The organism is Bordetella parapertussis (assembly GCF_020735925.1).
In the GTDB taxonomy this organism is placed as follows: domain Bacteria; phylum Pseudomonadota; class Gammaproteobacteria; order Burkholderiales; family Burkholderiaceae_B; genus Bordetella; species Bordetella pertussis.
The window spans coordinates 1,225,701-1,248,571 of sequence record NZ_CP085971.1; the positions used below are offsets into that span (position 1 = coordinate 1,225,701).

Consider the following 22,871-nt stretch of genomic DNA (forward strand, 5'->3'; position numbering starts at 1 on the left):
GAGCACAATGAAATTTGCAACGTAACGTAACAAATGTTCGGCGATCCGGGGGCTTTCCTAATCCGCGGTTACGGGCCCCATGGCGGCCTGCGCGGGGCCGGCCGGAGCCGGTGGCGCGGCATGGCCGCGCCCGCCCGCGGCGCTGACGGAGATGTAGCTGACGGCGTGCGTGACCTGCGGCGGGTTGGGCCCGCTGTGAAAGGCCTGGGCCGCGTCGATGGCCATCTTGTCGGCCAGCGTCATGCGGTCGTTCATGCGCAGGTACTGCAGCCAGGAGTCGACCACGAACATCTCCGACCAGCGTTCGGCGTCCTCGAGGTCGCGGAACAATTGCCATTGGTCGGCGCCGTTGCGCATGCGCATCAGCCGCAGCGGGCCGGCCGCGTCGATGAAGGCGCGCGCGCGTTCGGCGGCGATGCGGTACTCGATCGAGACCAGCACCACGCCATGGCGCGCGTCGAAGTCCGACTGTCCGGCGGGCAGGGCCGCCCGCGGCAGCACCGAGAGGCACTTGTCGTCGACGTGGTCGGGCAGCCGCGAGCGGTACAGCAGCGCCACGGTGAACAGCAGCGCCACGCCGGCCGCCGCCATCGCCCCGCGGGTGCCCATGCTGCCGGCGAAGTGGCCCCAGATGAACGAGCCCAGCGCCAGCCCGCCGAAAATGGCGGTCTGGTAGAGCGTCAGCGCGCGCGCCTTGACCCAGTCCGGCACCAGCAGCTGCACGGTGGCGTTGTAGGTGGCCAGCACGGCGATCCAGCACGAGCCGGACAGCAGCAGCGCCGGGAACACCACCCACAGGTTTTCGGTCACGCCCAGGGCGATCAGGCCCAGCGCCAGCAAGGCGGCGGCCACGCTGATCAGGCGGCTGACGCCGAGCCGCCGCTGCACCGTGCGGATGCCGAGGCTGCCGGCGATGGCGCCCAGGCCGAGGGCGCCCAGCATGTAGCCGTACAGCGAGGCGCTGCCGTTGTCGTGTTCGTGCGCCAGCACCGGCAGCAGCGCCCACAGGGCGCTGGCCGACAGGCCGAACGAGAAGGCGCGCATCATGACCAGGCGGGTCACGTTCGAGTACTCGGTAAAGCGCAGCGCCGCCACCACGCCTTCGTAGATGCGCTCGGGCGGCAGGGTGCGCGGCGGCGTTTCGCGGCGCCAGCGCCAGATCGCCCAGATCAGCGCGCCATAGCAGAAGCAGTTCAGCAGGAAGACCCAGGGGGCGCCCAGGGCGCCCAGCAGCACGCCGCCGATGGCCGGCCCGATGGCGCGCGCGACGTTGTAGTTCACGCTGTTGAGCAGGACGGCGTTGCCTACGTACTGGCGCGGCACCTGCTCGCTGACGGCGGCCTGCCAGGCCGGGGTGACGATGGCGCTGCCGATGGAGACCACGAACACCGCCACGATCAGGGTGACCGGGTGCAGCAGCCCGAGGAAGGCCAGCGCCGTGATGAGGGTGCCGACGACCAGCTCCAGGCCCATGCCCACCAGCATCACCTTGCGCCGGTCGTGGTTGTCGGCGACCACGCCGGTCACGATGGACAGGGCCACCAAGGGCAGGGCGGCGGCCACCTGGATCATGGCGACGATGAGCGGGCCGCTCTGGGCTTCGGTCACGATCCAGGCCGCGGCGACCGACTGGGCCCAGATCCCCAGATTGGCGAACAGGTTGGCGATCCAGATCATGCGGAACGCCGGATAGCCGAACGGCGCCAGCACCCCGGGGCGGGACGGCGGCGGGGCGGCTTCGGCGCTGGCGCGCGGCAGGTCTTCGGGGGCGGAGGCGGGGGCTTGCAGCATGGGAGCAAGGAAGGCGCGGCGCGACGCCGTCGGGTGCCTGGTACCTTCTCGCGCCGCGCCGACCCTGTCAAGCGCGCGCGGGTAGAAACGGATGCGGCGGCGTTCCTCCTGGTGTAGCATCCGTATGCCCGCCCCACGCGGCAAGGAAATGGCCGGCGGCGTATGACGCCTCTGTCTGGAGCTGACTATCTTGGCGCTTTCCCGGCCTGCACGCTTACTGAGCCGTATCGGCATGGTGACCGCACTGGGCATCGTGGCGGCGCTCGGCATCGTGATCGCAGTGGCATCCATCCTGGCCCAGGACCGGCAACAGGTCTGGGAGCGCGAAGCCCGTTCGGCCCGCAATGTGCTGCAGGCGCTGGCCGGCGAATTCGAGCGCACGGTGACGGCCTACGACCTGGTCATCCGCGGCGTCATCGGCGACCTGGCCCAGCCGGCGGTGGCGGCGATGGGGCCCGAGGCGCTGCATCGCCTGCTGTTCCAGCAGGGCGCGCGGCCCGACAACCTGGCGGTCCTGCTGGTGCTCGACGAGCGCGGCGAGGTGATCCTGGATTCGCGCACGGCCGTCGTTGCACCCCGCAACCGCTCCAGGCGCGATTACTTCCAGGCGCATGTCGACAACCCGCAGGCCGGCCTGTTCATCAGCAAGCCCTATCGCAGCCGCAACCGCAACGGCGAGCTGAGCATCGCGCTGAGCCGCCGCCTCGCGCATCCGGACGGCAGCTTCGCCGGCGTGGTGGTGGCCGCGGTCAGCCTGTCGTATTTCCGCGACCGCGTGGTCCAGCTGAACGTGGGACCGCGCGGCTCGATGACCCTGTTCCGCGACGACGGCATCGTCATCAGCCGCAAGCCGTACGTGGAGGCGCAGATCGGCGTGGACCTGAGCGAGTCCGCCAACGTGAGCCGGTTCCCGCGCGAGGGCAGGGGCGCCTTCGTCGGCACCGCCATCCTGGACGGGGTGGAACGGCTCTACCAGTTCGAGCGGGTGGGCAAGCTGCCGCTGATCATGGTGGTGGCGCTGTCCACCGACGACATGATGACGCCATGGCGCCGCCACGCCTGGGTGCTGGCCGGCGCCGTGCTGCTGCTGTGCGCGTTGCTGGTGGCGCTGCTGGCGGCGCTCGAGCGCGAGTTGCGCAGGCGCCGCAACGCCGAGGCCGAGCTGGCGCAACTGGCGCGCATCGACACCCTCAGCGGACTGCTCAACCGGCGCGCCTTCGCGCAGGTGCTGGCGCTGGAGTGGGAGGCCGCGCTGCGCGGCCGCACGCCGCTGGCGCTGCTGCTGGTCGATGTGGACCACTTCAAGGCCTACTACGACTGTTATGGCCGTTCGGCCAGCGATGTGCTGTTGCGGCGCGTCGCCGATGCGGTGCGCGATTGCGTGCCCTATGCCGCCAATGTGGTGGCGCGCCACGGCGCCGACGAATTCGTGGTGCTGCTGCCCGGCATGGGGTTGCGCAGCGCCGCGTGGCTGGCCGAGCGGGTGCGCGCCCGCGTGCTGGGGCTGGCCGTGCCGCACCGCGGCAACCGGGGCGGCGTGGTCTCGGTCAGCATCGGCTGCACGGCCATGACGCCGCTGGCCGGCAGCGAGGCCGCGGTGCTGGTCGAACGCGCCGATGCGGCGCTGTACCTGGCCAAGTCGCGCGGCCGCAACCGGGTCGAGCGCATCGGCGACCCGAGCACCGCGGGGCAGGGGGCGGAGCGCGAAATGGCGCAGGAGCCGGGCGGCTCCTAGCGCGGCGCGAGCCGCGGGCAGGCCGGGGCCGACCGGATGTTCAGGAATATGTAAGAAATGGTAAGGTTGGGGATTATGCGCGCCGCTGGCGCGTCTAGCCCTCCATGACCTCCGATTCGCCAACCTTTCCCGTCGCCGCCCAGTTGCCCGCCCTGCGCGCCTACGCGCGCACCCTGACGCGCAACCCGCACGACGCCGAGGACCTGCTCCAGGAGGCGCTCACGCGCGCCTACGAGCGCCGCCATACCCTGCGCGCCGACGGCAACCTGCGGGCGTGGCTGATGGCGATCGTGCACAACGTGTTCGCCAGCGAATGGCGCCGCCGCCAGGCCGCGCCGGCGCAGGCCGCGCCGCTGCACGACATGGAGGACGCCGCCGCGGTGGCGCCGCCCCAGGAGCACAGCGTGCGGCTGGCGCAGATCGAGCGCGCCTTCATGCAGCTGCCCGACGACCAGCGCGCCGCGCTGCACCTGGTGACGATAGAAGGCATGGCCTACCAGGAAGCCGCCGACGCGCTGCAGATCCCGATCGGCACGCTGATGTCGCGGCTGGGCCGCGCCCGCGCGGCGCTGCGCCGCTTCGAGGACGGCATGGGCGAGGCGGCGGCTGACCGGCGCGCCCGCTTCAGGATCGTGGGAGGCCGGGATGCCGCATGAACCTGTGACCGAGATCGATCTCAACGCCTATGTGGACGGGCAGCTCGACCCGGCCCGCCGCATCGAGGTAGAGGACTTCCTGTCGCGCCACCCCGAGGAGGCCATGCGGGTCATGGCGGACCTGCGCCAGCGCGACGCGCTGCGGTGGGCCCTGGGCGCGTCGCAGCAGGCGCCGGCCGACGGCGCGGACACCCCCACGGCCGTGCACACCCGGCGCCTGGCGCGCCGGCTCGAACGCGGGCTGGTCCGCCGCGGGCTGGACGACCGGTTGCGCCAGGCCGCCGCGGCGGTGCTGCTGGTGGCCGTCGGCTGGGCCGGGCATGTCGGGTACGCGGCGCGCTACCCGGACATGCGGCACGTGGTGGCCGCGACCGCGCCGTCCTTCGTCGAGGACGCCGTGCAGGCGCACCGCACCGCCAAGGTGCGCGCGGCCATGGCATCGCAGCCGCGCGTGCCGCATCTGGATGCCGACGAATTGCTGCGCGCCACCGGCGTGCGCGTGCCGGCCCTGCCGGCTTCCTGGGCCGTGCGCGACGTGCAGGTCTTCCCCGGCCGCACCGGGCCCAGCGTGGAGATGGAAGTCGAGGCCGCCGGCCTGGGCCGGCTGTGGGTGTTCGCCGCGCGCGAGCCCGCCCATGCCGCCGAGGCCGCGCCGGTCGTCTCGCGCTTCCAGGACGCCCCGATCGCCTATTGGCAGCAGGGGCAGTGGGCTTACGCGATCACCGGCGACTTGCCCGATGCCGAACTGGGCCGCGCCGCGGGCCAGATGACCGTCGCGATGCTGGCCACGCCCTGACGGGCGCCCAGTGTTTCTGTTTTCACCACCGAGGAGTATCCCCGCATGACACAACATGTTATGGCGCGCGGCGCCGAAGGAGGCGCCCGTGCTTGAGTTTTTCCAGACCCTGAGCTGGGCCGCCGTATTCCAGATCATCCTGATCGACATCCTGCTGGGCGGCGACAACGCGGTCGTGATCGCGCTGGCGTGCCGCAACCTGGAGCCCAAGCAGCGCATGCAGGGCATTCTGTGGGGCACGGCCGGCGCCATCGGCTTGCGGGTCGTGCTGATCGCCTTCGCGCTGACGCTGCTGACGGTGCCTTACCTGAAGATCGTGGGCGCGCTGCTGCTGTGGGTGGGCGTGAAGCTGCTGATCCCCGAGGATGACGCGCATGGCAACATCAAGGGCGGCACGTCCATCGCCGCCGCGGTCAAGACCATCATCATCGCCGACTTCGTGATGAGCCTGGACAACGTCATTGCGATCGCCGGCGCGGCGCAGGGCGCGGCGCAGGAGCATCAGCTGGGCCTGGTGATCTTCGGCCTGGTGGTCAGCGTGCCCATCATCATCTGGGGCAGCACGCTGGTGCTCAAGCTGATCGACCGCTTCCCGATGGTCGTCACCTTCGGCGCGGCGCTGCTGGGCTGGATCGCCGGCGGCATGCTGGTCACCGACGTGGTGGTGGTCGAGCGCTTCGGCGAAGTCTCGGGCGTCGCGAAGATCGCCGCCGAGGTGGCGGGCGCGCTGCTGATCGTGGGCCTGGGCCGCTGGTTCGCCCGTCGCAAGGCCGCGGCCGCGCCGCAGACCGCGCGCGAAAGCGCCTGACGGCATGGCAGCGGGCGGGCGCGCGCCCGCCCGGCGAACGAACCGGCGCCCTGGTGGCGCCGGTTTCTTTATTGCGCAAGAAATGCCCATGCCGATGCGCGGGCAGGCGTGGCGCGGCGGCGGGGTGGGTTATCCACAGCTTTTCCACCGCGCTTGTGGATGAATGCGCCGCCGCGTGTCACCCGGCCGCGGCGGATGCCGCGCCGTCCAGCCAGCGCGCGTAGTCCGGTCCGCTCATGGGGCGGGCGAACAGGTAGCCTTGTCCCTGGCGGCAGTGCAGCTGCAGCAGCGCCTGGTGCTGCGGCGGGTTCTCGATATCCTCGGCCACCACCGTGATGCCCAGGCGCTCGGCCATGGCCAGGGTGGCGGCGACCACGCTTTCGCTGCGTGCGTCGCCGGGCAGGCGGCGCACGAACGAGGCGTCGATCTTGAGTTGGTTGAAGGGCAGGTGGCACAGCCGCTGCATCGACGAAAAGCCGGTGCCGAAATCGTCGATCGACACCGTGCAGCCCATCAGCCGCAGGCGCACCAGGTTTTCGAGCGTGGCCGCGGGCGCGTCGAGTAGCCCGTTTTCGGTGACTTCGATGGTCACGATCGAGGCGGGCAGGGCGTGCTTGCGCAGCGCCTGCGCCAGGGTCGGCAACAGCTCGGCCGAACCGAGCTGCGAGGTTTCGAAGTTGAGCGCCAGGTCCTGCGTGGCGCCGGCCGTGGCTAGCAGGCGGGCCTGTCCCAGCGCGGCGTCGGTCAGGTGCCAGATCAGGCGGTCGAGCAGGTCCTGCTCCTTGAGCGCCTCCAGGAACGAGGCGGGACCGAGCACGCCGAGGTCGGGATGGCGCCAGCGCGCCAGGACTTCGGCGCCGCAGGGGCGCAGGGTCAGCAGGTCGACCTTGGGCTGGAAGTAGGGCACGATCTGGCCGGCGGCCAGCGCGCGGGCGACCTCGCGCGCGGGCGGCGCCGGCGGCTGGCGGCTGGCCGTGGGGGCGGCGTTGGCCCGGGCGCGCTGGCGCTCGGCCTCGTGGCGGTCCAGCAGGGCCTTCAGGCGTTGGGCGTCCAGCGGCTTGGCCAGGTCGCCCAGCACCCGCAGCCCGATCAGCGCCGCCATGTCCAGCACCGCCGCGATCAGGTCGCTGCTGACATCGCTGCTGATGATGACCGCGCCGAGCAACTGCCGTCGGGCGGCCACGCGCAGGAACTGCGCGCCATCCATGCCGGACATCTTGATGTCGCAGATGGCGATGCCGACCTGGCCGTGCTCGTTCAGGCGGCGCAAGGCTTCGTTGCCGTCGGCCGCCTCGAGGATGCGGGTGTAGCCGAGCGCGCGCAGCGCATGGACCACGACCAGGCGGTGGGCGGGATGGTCTTCGACGACGAGAATGTCGGGCAGATTCATGCGTATCCCTGGGCCGCCGGATCGGCGTGAGCAACCCTGATGCTTATATCGCTTTGCCTGCGTTTTTCCAAGCCTGGGCGGCTCAGTCCTTCATTGCAAATGAGAATCGATATTATCTATAATCGATGCATCGTGGCCTTGCCGCCTCGCTACGCCTGAGCCATTTCGCGCCATGCCCCACATCCCGCTCCAGTACGACTTGCTGCAACAGGAATACGCCGCCTTGCTGTCGCAGTACGGACGCGCGCAGACGCGCTGCAGCCGCCTGCTGTCGCGGCACGCCGAGCAGATCGCGCAATTGCGCCAGGAGGTCATGGTGCTGCGCGGCGCGCTGGTGGCGCAGACCAGCGCCCTGGCCTGGGCCCGCGAGGACCGCGCTGCCCTGGAGGCGTCCCTGCCGGGCCTGCCGCGTCGCCGCGTTCTGGCGCGCCGCCTCGACTTCCTGATGGAACGGGTGCAAAGCCTGCTGCGCGCGCGTTCCGGTGGCACGCCCGGGCCCGCGCTGATGGTCGATGCCAGCGCGAAGTCGGTGCTGTGCGTCGGCGCGGGCGGGGCCGCCGCGCGGGCCGCGCGCGCAGCCATCGAGCGCGCCGGCGGCCGCTTTCTGCATCACGACGGCGAAGTCGGCGATGCCGCCGGGCTGGAAGCCAGCCTGGTATCGGCCGACCTGGTCATCTGCCAGACCGGCTGCGTCAGCCACGGCGCGTACTGGCGCGTGCAGGACCACTGCAAGCGCACGGGCAAGCAATGCGTGCTGGTCGAGCAGCCGGCCGCCCTGAACATCGTGCGGGTGCGCAGGCCCGCCGACGCGCCGCAGGACTGAGCGCGGCGCCGGTAGTCTTGCCTTCCCGGCCGGCCGCAGGGATTAAGCGCGCCGCTGGCGCGTCTATTGCGGTATGCATTCGTACATCTTGCCCAGTCCGTGCCGCCAGGCGGCCGGGCTCCGATCGTGAAGGGCGGACCCGCGGACCCCATCGCGGATGTCGAGCTGGACGCCTACATCGACGGCCAGCTCGATAGCGCGCGGCGCGCCGACGTCGAGGCCTTCCTGGCGCGCGACGCGCGCGCGGCGGCGCGCGTAAGCGCCGACCTGCGCCTGCGCGATGCCCTGCGGCAAGGCGCCACGCGCCATGGCGCCGGCGCGCGCGACGCGCATACGCGGGCCCTGGCCGACCGCCTGCAGGCGGCCCACGCCCGGCGGCGGGTCGCGCGCCGCGCCCGGCGCCTGCTGGCGGTGGCGATCCTGGTGGCCGCGGGTTGGGCGGGACATGCGGCCCTGACGGCCTGGACGCCGGCCGAGCCGGCCGGCGACGCCGGCGTGCAGGTGTTCCTGGACGAGGCGATGCGCGCGCATCGTACGGCGCAGTTGCGCGCCGGCATGCGCTCGCAGCCCGCCGCGCCGCGCCTGGACCGCGCCGAACTGGCGCGCCAGGCCGGCGTGCCGCTGCCGGCCTGGCCGTGGGATTGGCTGCCGCGCGATGTGCAGGTCTTTCCGTCGCGCGGCGGGCCAGCCGTGGAGGTGGCGCTGCTGGCCGGGCGCGCGGGCCCGATCTCGCTGTATGGCGCGCCAGGCGGGGCAGGCCCCGACAGCGCGCCGCGGATGGCGCGCGGCGCGGGCGCCGAGGCCTTGTTCTGGTGGCGGCGCGGCGCTTGGGTCTATGCGGTGATCGGCGCGTTGCCGGAGGCGGCGCTGCGGCCGCTGGCGCAGCGGCTGGCCGACGCCCCTCTGGTGCACGAGTAGGCGAGCAAGCGCGATTCGGCGCACAATGGGATGGTCCGGCCGGCGTGCAGGCGGCGGGCCGGACACGCAGCCCCATGCCGGCCGTCCGGCTTGACGCGGGTCAAGCCGGTGGATCCGGCAGGGCGTTATGGTTGTGCATCCGGGCCTGGCGGCGCCGTGCCGCGACATGCCCGGCCATACTTTGGAGCTCGCCATGTATCAACACATCCTCATTCCCATCGATGGCTCTGACCTGGCCAATACGGCGATCGACAAGGGCCTGGCGCTCGCGAAAGCGCTGGGCGCCCGCGTCACGGTGCTGACGGTGGTCGAGCCCTATCCGCACATGGCCGCCGAGGCCGTGCAGCTGGGCGGCCTGCGCAAGGAATACGAAAAGCAGGTCCATGCGCGCGCCAGCGAATGGCTGGAGCCCGCGGGGGCCAAGGCCGCGGCCGCGGGAGTGCCGTGCGAGCTGCTCAAGCGCGACGCCGACATGGCGTTTCGCGCCATCGTGGAGACGGCGGCCGAACGGGGCTGTGACCTGATCGCCATGGCCTCGCACGGGCGCGGCGGCGTGGCCGCGGTGCTGCTGGGCAGCCAGACGCAGAAGGTGCTGGCGCATTCGCAGGTGCCGGTGCTGGTGTACCGCTAGCGCGGCGCCGGCCAGGCGGACCGCGACATTGCTATGATGGCCGGCTTGGCCCGCGTCCGGCGGGACGGGCCGCCCATTCGTCGTTTCCAGAGGCCGCATCTTGAATACCCCCACGCCCGTTTCCACCGATTACCTGCGCGCGCACCAGTTCCTGGGTTTGCAGCCGGGGCCCAGGTTGCTGGTGCTGGGCGCGGTGCACGGCAATGAAGTCTGTGGCACGCGCGCCATCGAACGCATCCTGGCCGAGCTCGAAAGCGGCGCGCTGGCGATCACGCGCGGCCAGCTGACGCTGCTGCCGGTGACCAATCCCCTGGCCTACCGCAAAGGCGAGCGCCAGGGCGACCGCAATCTCAATCGCAACCTGCGCGTATGCGCGACGCCGACCGATTACGAGGACCGTATCGGCAATGCCCTGTGCCCGCTGCTGCAGGCGCACGACGTGCTGCTGGACCTGCATTCCTTCCACACCGGCGGCCAGCCCTTCGCGATGCTGGGCCCGCGCGACAACCAGGAGGCGCTCGAGCCTTTCGCGCATGCCCGGGAGGAGGCGCGGCTGGTGGCGCACCTGGGGCCGCGCCGCGTGGTCGAGGGCTGGATGCAGGCCTACGAGCGCGGCGTGCGGCGCCGGCGCGAGCAGAACCCCGGCGCGCCCGCGGCCTTGCTGGACGCGGCCTATGGCGTGGGCTCCACGGAGTATTTCCGCGCGCATGGCGGCTATGGCGTGACGCTGGAATGCGGCCAGCACGACGACCCGGCCGCGCCCGAGGTGGCCTACCGCGCCATCCGCCAGACGCTGGCGCTGCTGGGCCTGGCCGATATCGCGCTGGAGCCGCCGCGGCGCGACTTCGAGACCTTGTGCCTGGTCGACGTGGTGGACCGCGAGGCCGACGGCGACGCCTTCGCGCGGCCCTGGGCCAGTTTCGACCCGGTGCGGCAGGGCGAGCTGGTGGGCACGCGCGCCGATGGCCGGCAGGTGCTGGCGCCGCGCGACGGCTATGTGGTGTTCCCCAACCCGCGCGCGCTGGCGGGCAACGAGTGGTTCTATTTCGCCGTGGCCAGCGACCGCCTGGGCGAGGATGCAGGAAATTGAAACGGCGCGGCGAACGCCTTGGCATGCGTTGCTAGACTTTTCCGTGGGCGGCGATCCGCCGCCGGTTTTCCTAGGAGGTGTTCATGTCCAAGTCCATAGTCCTGACCCTGGCCGCCGTGGCCCTGGCCACGCAGGCCGGGTTGGCGCAGGCCCAGTATGTCGGCCCGTCCAGCAACCAGCAGATGAGCGTGAAGGAATTGCTGGACACGGCGCGCGACGACGCGGTGGTGACCCTGCGCGGCAAGCTGGTCAAGCAGCTCAGCGACGACACCTATCTGCTGGATGACGGTACGGGGCGCGTTCAGGTCGAGATCGACCGGCACCTGTTCCCGCCCAACCAGCCGGTCGACGCCAATACGCTGGTGGAGGTGTCGGGCGAGTTCGACAAGGAAGTCATCGGCACTTCCGAGGTCGAGGTCAAGGCGCTGCGCATCCTCGGCGCGGCCAAATAGCCGCAACGGTCGGCTGCTTACAGGCAGCGTCTCGCTTCTTAAGATTATTCCTTAATTTTTGCCTGTAGCTGCCTGATTTATCTACGTATTTGCTGATCGGCAGGGCCGGTCCGCGCGATCGGGCCCACGGCCGGGCTGCCGCGTTGCGCCGCGGGCGGCATTCCCTGCAGGTCCTGCACCGGCGCATGGGCATGGCCACCCGGTAGGCCTGCAGCACCATCAGGCAATCGATGTCGCCGAGGCCCTGGGCGGCGCACGGCGAGCGCGCCGCCGTCTGCCTGGCGGCCTGTTCCGCCTGGTAAGCGGCCACGGCGCGCGCCATGCGCGCCTGGGCGTGCAGGTCGCGCAGCAGGTCCGCCGGCGCCGCCGCGGGGCCGGCGGCGCCGTGCGGCCGGACGGACGGCGCCGCGTGGGGCCAGTCGTGCGACGGCGGCGCGGCCGAGGTGCGCGGCGGCACCGGCGCGAGGCGCGCCAGGGGCGTAGACCAGGTGAGGGCGGCGATTTCCATGGCGTGCTCCGAGGCCAGGCGGTACAGGGTTGGTCCGGGCCGGGCGCCCGGAAGTTCCGCGGCGGGAAATTTGTAAAAGTGCAGAGGCAGGCGGATTAAATCGCCATGCCGGGGGTCATATCCCCCATGACCGAAGAACCTCCGTCCAGACCCGGGCCGGCGCGCGCGCCGGCCCATCCGCTTGTCTCTCCGTTTTCGATGACGCGCCGCGGCATGCCGCGGCGCGCGCCGTTTGCCCGCAAGGAATGCCGATGCCGTTCGAATGGATGACCGACCCCACTGCCTGGCTGGGGCTGGCGACCCTGATCGTGCTGGAGATCGTGCTGGGCATCGACAACCTGGTGTTCATCGCCATCCTGGCCGACAAGCTGCCCGCGCACCAGCGCAACCGCGCGCGCATGATAGGCCTGACGCTGGCCTTGCTGATGCGGCTGGGCCTGCTGGCCAGCATCGCCTGGGTGGTGACGCTGACCGCGCCGCTGTTCACGGTGTGGGGCGCGCAGATATCCGGCCGCGACCTGATCCTCATCCTGGGCGGGCTGTTCCTGCTGTTCAAGGGCACCATGGAGCTGCACGAACGCGTCGAGGGCAACGCGCACGCGGGCGGCGGCGGGCGTACGCAGTACGCCGCGTTCTGGCAGGTGATCGTGCAGATCGTGGCGCTGGACGCAGTGTTCTCGCTCGATTCGGTGATTACCGCCGTGGGCATGGTGCAGGACCTGAGCATCATGATGACCGCCGTGGTGGTGGCGATGATCGTGATGATGGTGGCCAGCCGGCCGCTGATGGCCTTCGTGGCTCGCCATCCGACCGTGGTGATCCTGTGCCTGGGCCTGCTGCTGATGATCGGGTTCAGCCTGGTCGCAGAAGGCCTGGGTTTCGACGTGCCCAAGGGCTATCTGTACGCGGCGATCGGCTTTTCCATCCTGGTCGAGGCCTGCAATCAGCTGGCGCGGCGCAACCTGGCGCGCGGCGCCCATGCGCTGGGCCGGCGCCAGCGCGCCGCGCACGCGGTGCTGCGCCTGCTGCAGGCCGGCCGCGAGGGACGGGCCCATCCCGAGGAAGTCGCCGCGCTGGTGGCCGATACGGGCGAGGGGCCGCTGTTCGCGCCGGAGGAAAGCACCATGATCGAGCGGGTGCTGGCGATGGGCGAGCGCGATGTGCGCTCGATCATGGTGCCGCGCGCCGACATGGTGTGGCTGGACGTGCGCGATCCGCGCCACGTGGTGCTGGAGAAATTCGCCCTGGGCCATGCGCGCCTGCCCTTGTGCGCCGGCGACCCGGGCAATGTGCTGGGCGTGGTGCATCTGCGCGACCTGCTGCCGCGGCTGTCCGCGCCGGGGCCGGTCGACCTGGTCGACGCGGCGCGTCCGGCCGCCTACGTGAGCGAGACCACGCCGATCCCGCAATTGCTGCAGCAGATGCGCGACCTGCGCCAGCATCTGCTGCTGGTGGTCGATGAGCACGGGGTGTGCGTGGGCCTGGCCACGCCGCTGGACGTCCTGACGGCGGTGGCCGGCGAACTGCCCGATGCCGGCGACGCCGACCCGCCGAGCGCCAGCCGCTTGCCCGACGGCGGCTGGTCGCTGGATGGGCGGCTGGCGGTCGAGGAAGTGGCGCGCCTGCTGCAGGCGCCGGACCTGCGGCGCGACTATCCGGACGCGACGCTGGCCGGGTGCCTGCTGCGCGCCAGCGGCGCCATCCCCGAGGAAGGCCAGGGCATGGATTGGCGGCAGTGGCGCTTCGAGGTCGAGCGCCGCGTCGGGCCGCGCATCGAGCGGGTGCGCGCCACGCGCCGCGTCGAAGCGCTGGCCGACGAACTGGCCGGCCCGGCGTAGGCGCGCCGGCCGGCTCAGCGCTGGCCGTCGTGCACCGAGACGGCTTCCTTGGTCAGGCCGCCCAGGCGCGCGTGCACGCGTGCCCCGGTGCCCATGACCAGCGCGAACAGGATTTCGCGCGGACGCGGGGCGTCCTGGATGCCGATCTCGATGCTGTTGAAATGGCTGCGCACGTACGAGGCATGGATGTAGTGCACCGGCACCATCATGCGATAGCCGGCCGTGGCCACGGCCTTGACCGCCGGGACCATGGCCTTGGGTTCGCCCAGCACGCTGCGCATCGCCCAGCCGCCGGCTTCGTGCCAGACCGCGCCGTGCTCCATTTCGCCGTCCACGCCCACGATGGCGGCTTTGCTGTAGACCTCGATGTTGTCCTTGCCCAGCGTGTCGACCAGCTCGGTGGCGAGCAGGGTGCCCAGTGAGCGCAGCTCGGCCATGAACGGCATCAGGTCGGGCTCGTAGCGGCCCGCGTAGGGATTGCGGATCACGGCGCAGGAGGCCGCCAGCTTGAGCGGCTGCGCCGGCGCCGGGCCGTTCTCGTGATAGGTGGTTTCGACGATGAGCGTGCGCTTGCGGATTTCGATCAAAGACATGGTGTGATCCTGTGAGCGGAGGGGTTACTGGGGCGCAATGCCGGTTTCCTTGACGATGCCGGCCCATTTTTCGATTTCGCTGCGCACGAAGGCGCCGAAGGCGGCGGGGCCTTGCGTTTTCACGCTCAGGCCCTGGCGCGCGTAGGTCTGCGTCAACTCGGGCGCGGCCAGCGCCTTGTCCAGCGCGCCGGCCAGGCGCTCGGTGACCGCGGGCGGCAGGCCGGCGGGTCCCATCAGGCCGAACCAGACGGTCAGGTCGAAGCCTGGCGCGCCGCTTTCGTTGAGCGTGGGAATGTCGGGCGTCAGCGCGAAGCGCCCGGGCGTGCTGACGCCGTACACCTTGACCTTGCCGGCGCGCGCCTGCTGCAGGCCGTTGGCCAGGTCGGTGAAGGTCAGGTCCACCGTGCCGCCGATCACATCGGTGAGCGCCTGCGGGCCGCCGCGATAGGGCACGGGCGTGACAGTGATGTCGCCCATGGCGGCCAGCTTGGCGCCGAACACCTGGGCGCTGCCCGAGCCGTAGGCGTAGGTCAGCTTGTCCGGGTGCTGGCGGCCGTAGTCATACAGGTCGGCCACCGTCTTGCCCGCGACATCCTGCCCGCCCACCAGCAGGTACGGCGTTTCGGCCACCGCGCCGATGGGCGTGAGGTCGCGCGCCGGGTCGTAGGGCAGGTTCTTGAACAGGCTGACGCCGCTGGCCGCGGTCGATACGCCGACCACCACCAGCGTGTAGCCGTCGGGTTGCGCCTTGACCACGTCCTGGGTGCCGATGATGCCGTTGGCGCCGGGCTTGTTCTCGACCACGACGGGCTGGCCGAGTTCGGCGGCCATGCCCTGGCCGAGGCTGCGCGCCACGACGTCGGTAATGCTGCCGGGGGGAAACGGCACCACCATGCGGATCGGGCGTTCGGGATAGGCGGCCGTGGCCTGGCCGATGGCCAGCGCCAGCGCCGCCGTGGCGAACAGGGGCTTGAACATGTCGGGTTGTCTCCTTGGATTCGTTGGACGGCCGCGCCTTCAGGCGGGCTCGGTGGCTGGCGTGCGCTGCGCCAGGAAGCGGTGGATCTCGGTGTTGTCCGCGCCGCCGGGCAGTTGCGCCAGCGCCTGCCGCCACAGCTCGGCGCACAGCGCCAGCTGGTCCGCCTGCACGCCGGTCAGCGCCTGCAGGCTTTGCGCCGTGCCGAGGTCCTTGGCCATCAGCGCCAGCGCGAAGCCGCCGTTGTAGGTGCCGGGGATGATGAACTGCCTGAGCTTGGTTTCGCTGGCGACGTTGCGGCCGCTGGAGGCGTTGAGCACGTCGGTGAAGACCTCCAGGTCCAGCTCCATGCGGCGCGCGATCACCATGGCTTCGGAGACGGCCAGCAGGCCGGCCGCGTAGACATAGTTGTTCAGGGCCTTCATGGCGTGCGCCGAGCCGACCGCGCCGGTGTGGATGATGGCCGCGCCCATGCGTTCCAGGATGGGGCGCACCCGCCGCAGGTCGGCCTCGGCGGCGCCGGCCATGATGGCCAGCGTGCCGGTGGAGGCCTTGGCCACGGCTCCGGAGACGGGCGCGTCGATCAGCGTCAGGCCGCGCGCGGCCAGCTGTTCGGACAGGAGCCGCGTATCGGCCGGGTTGGACGAGCCCATGTCGACGATGGCGGCGCCGGACTCGAGCAGGTCGATCAGCCCGGGCTGGCCGTCGCCGCCCAGCACCACCGCGTTGGTGATGGCGCTGTTGGGCAACATGGTGATCACCGCGTCGCAGGCGGCCAGTTCCTGCAGGCCGGCGGCCGCGCGCAGGCGTTTGCCCCAGGCCGGGTGGCCGGCCAGCCGCTCGAACGGGGCGGGCGAGCGGTCGTAGGCCAGGATCTGCCAGCGCTCGTCGCCGGCCAGGTTTTCGAGCATCGGCAAGCCCATCATGCCCAAGCCGACGAACCCCAGTGTCTGCATCATGCATATTCCTTATCGAATGCGCCGTATCGATCGCCGGCACAACCCGGCAATGCTACCGATGACGGGGTTTTTGCACTTATGCTTAGTTGGCCCTGGGGTATAACATTCCATTATCGATTCAATGGAAATTCGGAGGGCAAGGGTGCGTTTCAAGCTCAGGCAGATGGAGGCGTTCCGGGCGGTGATGCTGACCGGCTCGATGAACGGCGCGGCCCGCCTGCTGTTCGTCTCGCAGCCGGCGGTCAGCCGCCTGATCGCGCATGCCGAGCAAAGCCTGGGGCTGCGCCTGTTCGAGCGCGACAAGGGCAAGCTGACGCCCACCGCGGAGGCGCAGCGGCTGTTCGAGGAAGTGGGCCAGCTGTTCGACGAGGCATTGCGCATCGACGAACTGGCGCGCGACCTGGCCGAACGTCCCGAGGGCGAACTGAAGCTGTGTTCCAGTCCCAGCCTGGCGCTGAATTTCCTGCCGCCGGTGAACGCCCGCTATGTGAACGAGCACCCCCGGGTGCGCCTGAAATACCACACCACGCTGCTTTCGGACATGGCGCACGAGTTGCTGGGGCGCAAGGTCGAGCTGGCCGTCTCGGTGCTGCCCATCGACAACCCCAATCTGGTGGTCGAGCCGTTCGCCACCGGCCATATGGTCTGCATCCTGCCGCAAGGCCATGCGCTGGCGCGCCAGGACAGCGTGGGGCTGGCCGAGCTGGCCCGCAACCGGCTGGTGCTGTACAGCCGCAATATTCCGTTCGGCCAGCTGGTGGCGGCGGCGTTCCAGCGCGCCAATGTGCCATGGCGCGCCACGGTCGATATCGTGCGCGCGCGGAACTGGCCTGCGCGCTGGTGCGCAGCGGCGTGGGAGTGGCCATCGTCGACGAGTTCTCGGTGGCCGGCGGCGGCTGGCCGGGCATCGAGGTGCGGCCGCTGCGCGAACCCATTCCGCTGGCCCTGAGCCTGGTGCGCTCGCGCTTCGAGCGGCCCGGCCGCCAGGCGCAGCGCTTCGTCAAGCTGCTGAAGGAGCACGCCCAGCGGCGCGCCGCCGCCGTGCAGTGAGGCGGCTTCAGCCCAGGGCGCGGCGCAGCGCCTCGAAGAACAGCGTCGATTGCAGGCGTTCGGACCGGGCCTGGCCGGCCACGCTGGCGGCCAGCGCGGCGTCCACCGGCACGAGCGGCCGGCCGGTCGATTCGGCCAGCACCTGCGCGCAACAGGCGCGCTCGAGGTAGTAGAGGTCATCGAACGCGTAGTCGATGCGTTCGCCGCACACCACCACGCCGTGGTTGCCCAGGAAGGCGATATCCGCGCCGTCCATGGCGCGCGCGATGCGTTCGCCTTCGGCCGCGTCGAGGGCCAGGCCGTTGTAGCGGCGGTCGGCGGCCACGCGGCCATGGAAGCGCATGGCGTTCTGCGACAGCGTGGTGTCGAGCATGCGCGCCTCGGTCAGGGTCAGCGCGGTGGCATAAGGCATGTGGGTATGCAGCACGCAGGCCTTGCCGGCGACCTGGTGGATGGCGGCATGGATGAACATGGCCGTGGGTTCGACTTCATGGCGGCCGGCCAGCTTGTTGCCGGCGGCGTCGACCAGCACGATGTCCTCGGCGCGCACCTCCGACCACATCAGCCCGCGCGGGTTGAGCAGGAAGGCGCCCGCCTGGCCCGGCAGCGCGACGCTGAAGTGATTGCATACGCCTTCGCCCAGGCCATGGTGCGCCGCCGCGCGCAGCGCCAGGGCCAGGTCGTCGCGCAGCGCGGCCACGGCTGTGTCCTGGTACAGCGATCGGGCGGAATCGGTCGGGGCGGAGGGGGGCATGGCGGTCTCGGCGAAAGCGGGTGGGGACGAGGGATTGCGCAGAGTCTAGCAGTTGCGTGGGGCGGTGCGCGTTGCGTCAAGGGAAAGCGCTGGCTACCATGCAGCCACGCCACCGCGTCCGGCACGTCGCCGGCCCGCGCATCGGATGAGGCGCCATGGAACCCATACATCGTCGCAGGGATTTTTTGCAGCGCGCCGGCGCCTTGCTGCTGTCGGGCACGCTGCTGGGCGGTTGCGCCGCGCGCCGGCCCGCGGCGCCGGGCCCGGCCGCGCCTGCGGCCGGCGGCACGCCTGCGGCGCCGGCCGCGCCGCCGGCTGGCCAGCCGGTGCCGGCGCTGCGGGCCGGCGCGCATCGCCATCGTGGCGCCGGCCTCGGCCATCGCCGGGGCGGCCGACGAGGCGGCCGAATGGCTGCTGGAGCGCGGCTACGAGCCGCAGGTCATGCCGGCGGCGCGGGCGCGGCTGGCGCCGCCGTTCGACTACCTGGCCGGCGACGACGCGGCGCGCCTGGCCGACCTGCATGCGGCCTTCGCCGATCCGGCGGTGGGCGCGGTATGGTGCCTGCAAGGCGGCTTCGGTTCGTGGCGGGTGCTCGACCAGATCGACTACGGCCTGCTGCGCCGGCACGCCAAGCCTTTCATCGGCTACAGCGACGTCACCGCGCTGCACCTGGCGATCCAGCGCTACGCCGGCTTCGTGACCTTCCACGGGCCCATGCTGGCGCAGGACCTGCTGGCCGGGCGCCAGGCGCCCACCGAGCAGGCCTTGCTGGACATGGTGAGCGGCCGGCTGGGCGCCGGCTCATGGATCGCGGCGCCGCCGCAGGCGCGGCTGGCCACCCTGGCCAGCGGCGTGGCCACGGGACGCCTGATCGGCGGCAACCTGGCCTTGCTGGCCGCCTTGACCGGCACGCGCTACGCCATCGATGCGCGCGACGGCATCCTGTTCTTCGAGGACGTCAACGAAGCCTTGCCGCGCGTGGACCGCATGCTGGCGCAACTGCGGCGGGCCGGCGCGTTCGACGGGGTGCGCGGCGTGCTGGTGGGCAGCTTCACCCGGCTGCTGGGCGTGCCGGGCGACGGCGAAGCGGCGCAGGCGGCGCTGTACCCGCTGGTGCGCGAGCATTTCCAGGCGCGCGGCATTCCGGTGCTGGCCGGCTGGCCCAGCGGCCACGGCGACCCCAATCTCACCTTGCCCCTGGGCGCGCGCGTCACGCTCGATGCCGGGCGCGGCGCGCTGCGGCTGGAGCAGCCAGTCGCCGTCTGAGCCGCGCGGCCCGAACGCGCGAACGCCGCGGCGGGCGCGGCGTTCGCAGTACGGGCATGAGCCGTGATCGCGGTCCTAGATCATGGACTTGCCGGTGGCGCGCGCGTCGCGGATGTCACGCCACAGGGTGACGATCAGCACCAGCAGGACGGCAGCCGAAACGACGGGCCAGGCCAGGAAGTAAAGCGTCAATAGCATGATGGAATCTCCTGATTGGAACGGCGGCTCAGCCGCGGGCAGGCTGGGGTTGGGCGGCGGGGGCCGCAGGCTTGGCGCCCATCATGCGCGCCTTCTCGTAGTGGAACGAGGTGACGCGCTCGGCCAGCAGGCTGAAATCGAAGCGCTCCTGGTTGCGCAGGCTCAGGGCCACGCAGACCACGGTGCTGACGCCGTAGGCCGTCAGCGAACCCAGCAGCACGATGTATTCGCGCAGCGTGCCGACGAAGCAGGGCAGCAGGAAGAGGGTCGCCAGCGTGCCCAGCGTCAGGGCGGTGACACGGCCGAAGAAGGCGAAGCTCATCAGGCCGATCACCACGCCGCCGCCGATGGCCGCGCAGATTTCATAGAACACCGCCACGGCGCCTTCGATCGGCACCAGTTCGAAGCGCACGATGGTAAACAGCACCACCGCCGAGATCACCGACCAGAAGAAGGCGCTGTTGCTGACGCGGTCCCAGTAGAAGCTGGCGATGACGGGAAACACGATGGCTCCCCACAGCGCGCCGACGAACACCAGCATGACCAGGATGTCCAGCCGCAGGCTGGCGAAGATCACGCCGACCATGGTGGCCACGATCATGGTCGCGCGGCCCCACCACAGCATGCGGCGCGGATCGGGGCGGCCGCCGGCCAGGTTCTTGGCGTAGATGTCCGTCATCACGATGGCCGACAGCGCGGCCAGGTCGGAGTCGGCGGTGGAGGACAGCGAGCCCACCACCAGGATGAAGAACAGCGCGATCCCGACGGGCGGCAGGTAGGTCGAGGCCATCTGCGGGATGATGTTGTTCATGTTGCCGTTGACCGGCTCCAGGCCGACGAACAAGGCCAGCAGGCCCAGCATGCCCAGTCCGATCACCACCGCGCCGTAGCCGATGGTGGCGGTCAGGAAGGTCGGCTTGATCAGGTCCTCGCGCACCGCGAACAGGCGCTGGGCGATGGTCTGGTTGCCGATGGCATAGGCCAGTACCGCCACGAAGTAGGGCGCGCCCTGTTCCAGGATGGCCGTGGTCGAGAAGAAGTCGGCCTGCTCGCTGCTCAGCCGCCACATGTTGGCCTGCAGCATGTCGGGGCCGCCGGCGTTGAAGAAAATGAGCGGGATGATGATGACCGCGGCCAGGATCATGGCCACCAGTTGCGCGAAGTCGGTCATCACCGAGGCGCGGAACCCCGACCACAGCGTATACGACAGCACGCCCAGGCCGGCGATCAGCACGCCCTGGATGAACGACAGCGGGCTCAGCACCGAGACCAGCGCGCCGGCGGCGGTGAAGTTGACCATCAGGCTGATGCAGCTGCCGACGATGTTGGAGACGGCCATGATCATCTGGCTGGACGCGCCGTGGCGGGCGTGGATGACCTCGGCCAGGGTGTGGGCCTTGGGCGCCAGCTGGCGGAAGCGCTTGCCGAACGGGTAGATGAACAGAATCATCAGCGCGCCCCAGAAACCGTAGTGGATGGGGCCGGACAGGCCGTACTTGAAGCCGGAGGTGGCGCTGGCGTAGAACGACGCGGCCCAGATCCAGGTGGCGATCATGCTGGCCGCCGACAGCCCGAAACCGACCGAGCTGTTGGAGACCATGTAGCCATCGACGTTCTCCTTCTTCTGCCCGATCATCAACGACATCAGGAAAGTGGCGCCGTAGAAGGCCACCAGGAGCAGGACGGCTGTGGTCCCTGAGAGTTGGAAAAATTCAGACTCTTGCATCTTATGGGTCCTTTTCCCCCGCTGGGCGCATGATTCACCGTTCATGGCCGCATGAGTGCCGTTTCCGCGGAAGTGCGATGGGCGGCAATTACCCATGGCAGACCGAAACACCGGACGATCGATGACGTACGCGCGATCGCATGCACGCCCGACAGGGTCGCGATCGGCGAGGTCCGGCGTCAGGCAAGCATCAAGACACACCGCAATGGTGTCTTGCTACCGGATCGGGTTGGATTTGTGGGCGTCTGGCGCTGCCCGATACGGTGTAGCAATGAACCGGCTTTGTGGGCCGGCATGTTGGTTCCGCGGCCGTGGGGCCGGGAGGGGTGTTTCGGCACGAATGCCGGGCCGCTGTGCGCAGCCTGGTGCTGGACATCAAGGCCGGTGAACGTCTTGATGCCTGGTGACAGTAAGAATAGACCGCAAGTATAGGGTCAAACGCGCGTCAGGTCCAGCCGCGCGCCGGCGCCGGCGGCTGCGGCATGGCGCAAACGCAGCAGGCTGGCGATGCCCGCGATGACGGCGAAGGCCACGCCCAGCCATAGCGCGGCGGGCGCTGCGGCCGCGCCGCGCAGGGTGAACAGGCCGGCCACCAGCGCCGCGCCCAGCGACTGGCCCAGCATGATGCTGGAGCTGGTCATGCCGCTGGCGCCGCCGCTGCGTTCGGGCGGCGCATCGGCCAGCATGGCGCGCATGTTGGGCGCCTGGAAGAAGCCGAAGCCGGCCCCGCACAGCGCCATGCGCCAGCCCAGGTCGAAGGCGTCCGGCGCGGCCGGCAACGCCACCAGCGACAGCAGGCCCGCGGCCAGCACGGCCATGCCGATGCCGCCGAGCAGGCCGGGCGGATGGCGGTCCGACAGCGCGCCTGCGCTGGCCGCGCTCAGCGCGGCCAGCGCAGGCCAGGGCGTGATCAGGAAGCCGGTCTGCACCTGGGTGTAGCCCAGCAGGCTTTGCAGCATGAAGGGCAGGGCGACGAAGGCCAGCGTCTGGGCCGCGAAAGCGCCCAGCGTGGCGGCGGCCGACAGCGCGAAGATGGGGCGGCGCAGCAGGTCGGTGGCCAGCATGGGCGCGCCGCGGCCCGATTGGCGCCTGAGCAGCAGCGCCAGCATTGCCAGCGTGGCAAGCGCGTAGGCGGTGTTGCCGCCGGCGCCGACATCGTGCGCGTAGGCATTGAGCGTATAGACCAGCAAGGCCAGGAACAGCGCGCACAGCAGGCCCGCGACGGCATCGTAGCGGCGTGCGCTGCGCGGGGTGGGCGGCAGCGCGCATACGCCCAGCGCCAGGCCCAGCGGCACGTTGATCAGGAACAGCCAGTGCCAGCTGCCCAGGCTGAGGATCAGCGAGGCCGCAGTGGGGCCGGCCGCCAGCGACAGGCTGACGACCAGCGCGTTCAGGCCCAGGCCGCACCCGAGCTGTTCGCGCGGATAGACAAAGCGCGTCATGGCCAGCGCCACGCCCAGGATGCCGGCCGCGCCCACGCCCTGCGCCAGCCGTCCGGCGATCAGCCACGGCAGCGAAGGCGCCAGGCCGCACGCCAGGGAGGCCAGGGTGAACAGCACCAGGCCGGCCATGGAAATGCGGCGATGGCCGATGATCTCGCCCAGCGACGCGATGGGCAGCAGCGCCGCCACCATGGCCAGGTGGTAGGCGCTGATGACCCAGATCGAACTGGCTTCGCTTACGCCCAGGTCGGCGGCGATGGCCGGCAGCGCCGTGTTGGCGATGGCCGATTCGAGCGTCGCCATGAAGACGTTGATCAGGATGGCCGCGACGGCGATGGCGCGGGTCGGGTGCGGCAGGCCGGCACCGGCCTGCGCAAGCTGGTTGAGTCTGAAACTGAGCAAAGCGGTTATCGGAGGGAGGTGGCGGGACGGCGGCATCGGGCCGCGGCGCCGCCGCGGGGCTGGCGAGGC

Annotated in this window: 20 protein-coding genes and 2 pseudogenes; 12 read left to right on the plus strand and 10 right to left on the minus strand. The window is 70.8% G+C overall.

Going from position 1 to position 22,871, the window contains the following annotated elements:
- Window positions 1–57 precede the first annotated feature (57 nt).
- A complete protein-coding gene (locus LK409_RS05840; protein ID WP_065956689.1) occupies window positions 58–1,911 on the minus strand; it encodes an MFS transporter in 1,854 nt (617 codons plus the stop codon).
- Window positions 1,912–2,023: 112 nt separating this feature from the next.
- On the opposite strand from LK409_RS05840, the gene LK409_RS05845 reads away from it, so the two are divergent.
- From LK409_RS05845 to LK409_RS05860, 4 genes are all read left to right on the plus strand, one after another.
- Entirely contained in the window at window positions 2,024–3,526 is a 1,503-nt protein-coding gene (locus LK409_RS05845; RefSeq protein WP_041937153.1) for a GGDEF domain-containing protein, read from the plus strand.
- A gap of 104 nt (window positions 3,527–3,630) precedes the next feature.
- The gene (locus LK409_RS05850) at window positions 3,631–4,182 is read left to right on the plus strand and encodes a sigma-70 family RNA polymerase sigma factor (protein WP_003811690.1); all 552 of its coding nucleotides are present in this window, start codon (window positions 3,631–3,633) and stop codon (window positions 4,180–4,182) included.
- Complete coding sequence (locus tag LK409_RS05855; RefSeq protein WP_226376519.1) at window positions 4,172–4,978, plus strand: anti-sigma factor family protein; 807 nt, start codon at window positions 4,172–4,174, stop codon at window positions 4,976–4,978. Before LK409_RS05850 ends, LK409_RS05855 begins: the two co-directional genes overlap by 11 nt.
- Before the next feature lie 88 nt (window positions 4,979–5,066).
- On the plus strand, window positions 5,067–5,786 hold the full coding sequence (locus LK409_RS05860; protein ID WP_010928101.1) for a TerC family protein: 720 nt from the start codon (window positions 5,067–5,069) through the stop codon (window positions 5,784–5,786).
- Between the two features lie 178 nt (window positions 5,787–5,964).
- Here LK409_RS05860 and LK409_RS05865 read toward each other — a convergent pair whose 3' ends face one another.
- Window positions 5,965–7,176 carry an EAL domain-containing response regulator gene (locus tag LK409_RS05865; protein WP_010928102.1) on the minus strand — a complete coding sequence of 404 codons (1,212 nt, stop codon included), beginning with the start codon at window positions 7,174–7,176 and terminating at the stop codon, window positions 5,965–5,967.
- 172 nt (window positions 7,177–7,348) lie between these two features.
- On the opposite strand from LK409_RS05865, the gene LK409_RS05870 reads away from it, so the two are divergent.
- The 5 genes from LK409_RS05870 (at window position 7,349) to LK409_RS05890 (ending at window position 11,090) form a co-directional block, all read left to right on the plus strand.
- Entirely contained in the window at window positions 7,349–7,999 is a 651-nt protein-coding gene (locus tag LK409_RS05870; protein ID WP_033448014.1) for a DUF2325 domain-containing protein, read from the plus strand.
- 126 nt (window positions 8,000–8,125) lie between these two features.
- Window positions 8,126–8,917 carry a transmembrane regulator gene (locus LK409_RS05875; protein WP_010928103.1) on the plus strand — a complete coding sequence of 264 codons (792 nt, stop codon included), beginning with the start codon at window positions 8,126–8,128 and terminating at the stop codon, window positions 8,915–8,917.
- A gap of 193 nt (window positions 8,918–9,110) precedes the next feature.
- On the plus strand, window positions 9,111–9,548 hold the full coding sequence (locus LK409_RS05880) for a universal stress protein (protein ID WP_003811678.1): 438 nt from the start codon (window positions 9,111–9,113) through the stop codon (window positions 9,546–9,548).
- A 100-nt stretch (window positions 9,549–9,648) separates the two neighbouring features.
- Complete coding sequence (locus LK409_RS05885) at window positions 9,649–10,638, plus strand: M14 family metallopeptidase (RefSeq protein WP_003811668.1); 990 nt, start codon at window positions 9,649–9,651, stop codon at window positions 10,636–10,638.
- An 83-nt stretch (window positions 10,639–10,721) separates the two neighbouring features.
- Window positions 10,722–11,090, plus strand: coding sequence for a YgiW/YdeI family stress tolerance OB fold protein (locus tag LK409_RS05890; RefSeq protein WP_010926587.1), 369 nt, complete (start codon window positions 10,722–10,724; stop codon window positions 11,088–11,090).
- Here the strand turns inward: LK409_RS05890 and LK409_RS05895 are convergent.
- Window positions 11,056–11,598, minus strand: a complete 543-nt coding sequence (locus LK409_RS05895; RefSeq protein ID WP_226376520.1) for a hypothetical protein — start codon at window positions 11,596–11,598, stop codon at window positions 11,056–11,058. The two genes, LK409_RS05890 and LK409_RS05895, sit on opposite strands and share 35 nt — an antisense overlap.
- A 245-nt stretch (window positions 11,599–11,843) precedes the next feature.
- Here LK409_RS05895 and LK409_RS05900 point away from each other — a divergent pair, with 245 nt between their 5' ends.
- Window positions 11,844–13,436, plus strand: coding sequence for a TerC family protein (locus LK409_RS05900; protein ID WP_003811663.1), 1,593 nt, complete (start codon window positions 11,844–11,846; stop codon window positions 13,434–13,436).
- Window positions 13,437–13,450: 14 nt separating this feature from the next.
- Here LK409_RS05900 and LK409_RS05905 read toward each other — a convergent pair whose 3' ends face one another.
- Genes LK409_RS05905 through LK409_RS05915 form a run of 3 tightly spaced genes read right to left on the minus strand, consistent with a single transcriptional unit; the run spans window position 13,451 to window position 15,964 of the window.
- Entirely contained in the window at window positions 13,451–14,029 is a 579-nt protein-coding gene (locus tag LK409_RS05905; RefSeq protein ID WP_003811662.1) for an amino acid synthesis family protein, read from the minus strand.
- A gap of 24 nt (window positions 14,030–14,053) precedes the next feature.
- Window positions 14,054–15,007 (minus strand): Bug family tripartite tricarboxylate transporter substrate binding protein, encoded by a 954-nt coding sequence (locus LK409_RS05910; RefSeq protein WP_010928105.1) that lies wholly within the window; start codon window positions 15,005–15,007, stop codon window positions 14,054–14,056.
- Between the two features lie 39 nt (window positions 15,008–15,046).
- Entirely contained in the window at window positions 15,047–15,964 is a 918-nt protein-coding gene (locus LK409_RS05915) for an NAD(P)-dependent oxidoreductase (RefSeq protein ID WP_010928106.1), read from the minus strand.
- A gap of 121 nt (window positions 15,965–16,085) precedes the next feature.
- Here LK409_RS05915 and LK409_RS05920 point away from each other — a divergent pair.
- Window positions 16,086–17,014 (plus strand): annotated as a pseudogene (locus LK409_RS05920) (LysR family transcriptional regulator).
- A 7-nt stretch (window positions 17,015–17,021) separates the two neighbouring features.
- Here LK409_RS05920 and LK409_RS05925 read toward each other — a convergent pair.
- On the minus strand, window positions 17,022–17,768 hold the full coding sequence (locus LK409_RS05925) for an aldolase (RefSeq protein WP_003811654.1): 747 nt from the start codon (window positions 17,766–17,768) through the stop codon (window positions 17,022–17,024).
- Between the two features lie 326 nt (window positions 17,769–18,094).
- On the opposite strand from LK409_RS05925, the pseudogene LK409_RS05930 reads away from it, so the two are divergent.
- Window positions 18,095–19,034, plus strand: a pseudogene (locus tag LK409_RS05930) (S66 peptidase family protein).
- Window positions 19,035–19,109: 75 nt separating this feature from the next.
- Here the strand turns inward: LK409_RS05930 and LK409_RS05935 are convergent.
- The 3 genes from LK409_RS05935 to LK409_RS05945 all read right to left on the minus strand — a co-directional run bounded on the left by LK409_RS05935 (window position 19,110) and on the right by LK409_RS05945 (window position 22,838).
- Window positions 19,110–19,232 carry a putative transporter small subunit gene (locus LK409_RS05935; protein WP_003811651.1) on the minus strand — a complete coding sequence of 41 codons (123 nt, stop codon included), beginning with the start codon at window positions 19,230–19,232 and terminating at the stop codon, window positions 19,110–19,112.
- Between the two features lie 28 nt (window positions 19,233–19,260).
- A complete protein-coding gene (locus LK409_RS05940; protein ID WP_041937154.1) occupies window positions 19,261–20,958 on the minus strand; it encodes a sodium:solute symporter family protein in 1,698 nt (565 codons plus the stop codon).
- 434 nt (window positions 20,959–21,392) lie between these two features.
- Window positions 21,393–22,838, minus strand: coding sequence for an MFS transporter (locus tag LK409_RS05945; protein WP_010928109.1), 1,446 nt, complete (start codon window positions 22,836–22,838; stop codon window positions 21,393–21,395).
- Window positions 22,839–22,871 lie beyond the last annotated feature (33 nt).

Bases quoted from the DNA above. Each gene is read 5' to 3' on its own strand.
- LK409_RS05945 (WP_010928109.1), bottom strand. From the start codon at position 22,838: ATGCCGCCGTCCCGCCACCTCCCTCCGATAACCGCTTTGCTCAGTTTC.
- LK409_RS05910 (WP_010928105.1), bottom strand. From the start codon at position 15,007: ATGTTCAAGCCCCTGTTCGCCACGGCGGCGCTGGCGCTGGCCATCGGC.
- LK409_RS05865 (WP_010928102.1), bottom strand. From the start codon at position 7,176: ATGAATCTGCCCGACATTCTCGTCGTCGAAGACCATCCCGCCCACCGC.
- LK409_RS05940 (WP_041937154.1), bottom strand. From the start codon at position 20,958: ATGCAAGAGTCTGAATTTTTCCAACTCTCAGGGACCACAGCCGTCCTG.
- LK409_RS05925 (WP_003811654.1), bottom strand. From the start codon at position 17,768: ATGCCCCCCTCCGCCCCGACCGATTCCGCCCGATCGCTGTACCAGGAC.
- LK409_RS05870 (WP_033448014.1), top strand. From the start codon at position 7,349: ATGCCCCACATCCCGCTCCAGTACGACTTGCTGCAACAGGAATACGCC.
- LK409_RS05900 (WP_003811663.1), top strand. From the start codon at position 11,844: ATGCCGATGCCGTTCGAATGGATGACCGACCCCACTGCCTGGCTGGGG.
- LK409_RS05915 (WP_010928106.1), bottom strand. From the start codon at position 15,964: ATGATGCAGACACTGGGGTTCGTCGGCTTGGGCATGATGGGCTTGCCG.
- LK409_RS05905 (WP_003811662.1), bottom strand. From the start codon at position 14,029: ATGTCTTTGATCGAAATCCGCAAGCGCACGCTCATCGTCGAAACCACC.
- LK409_RS05855 (WP_226376519.1), top strand. From the start codon at position 4,172: ATGCCGCATGAACCTGTGACCGAGATCGATCTCAACGCCTATGTGGAC.
- LK409_RS05895 (WP_226376520.1), bottom strand. From the start codon at position 11,598: ATGGAAATCGCCGCCCTCACCTGGTCTACGCCCCTGGCGCGCCTCGCG.
- LK409_RS05935 (WP_003811651.1), bottom strand. From the start codon at position 19,232: ATGCTATTGACGCTTTACTTCCTGGCCTGGCCCGTCGTTTCGGCTGCC.
- LK409_RS05880 (WP_003811678.1), top strand. From the start codon at position 9,111: ATGTATCAACACATCCTCATTCCCATCGATGGCTCTGACCTGGCCAAT.
- LK409_RS05840 (WP_065956689.1), bottom strand. From the start codon at position 1,911: ATGCTACACCAGGAGGAACGCCGCCGCATCCGTTTCTACCCGCGCGCG.
- LK409_RS05845 (WP_041937153.1), top strand. From the start codon at position 2,024: ATGGTGACCGCACTGGGCATCGTGGCGGCGCTCGGCATCGTGATCGCA.
- LK409_RS05850 (WP_003811690.1), top strand. From the start codon at position 3,631: ATGACCTCCGATTCGCCAACCTTTCCCGTCGCCGCCCAGTTGCCCGCC.
- LK409_RS05890 (WP_010926587.1), top strand. From the start codon at position 10,722: ATGTCCAAGTCCATAGTCCTGACCCTGGCCGCCGTGGCCCTGGCCACG.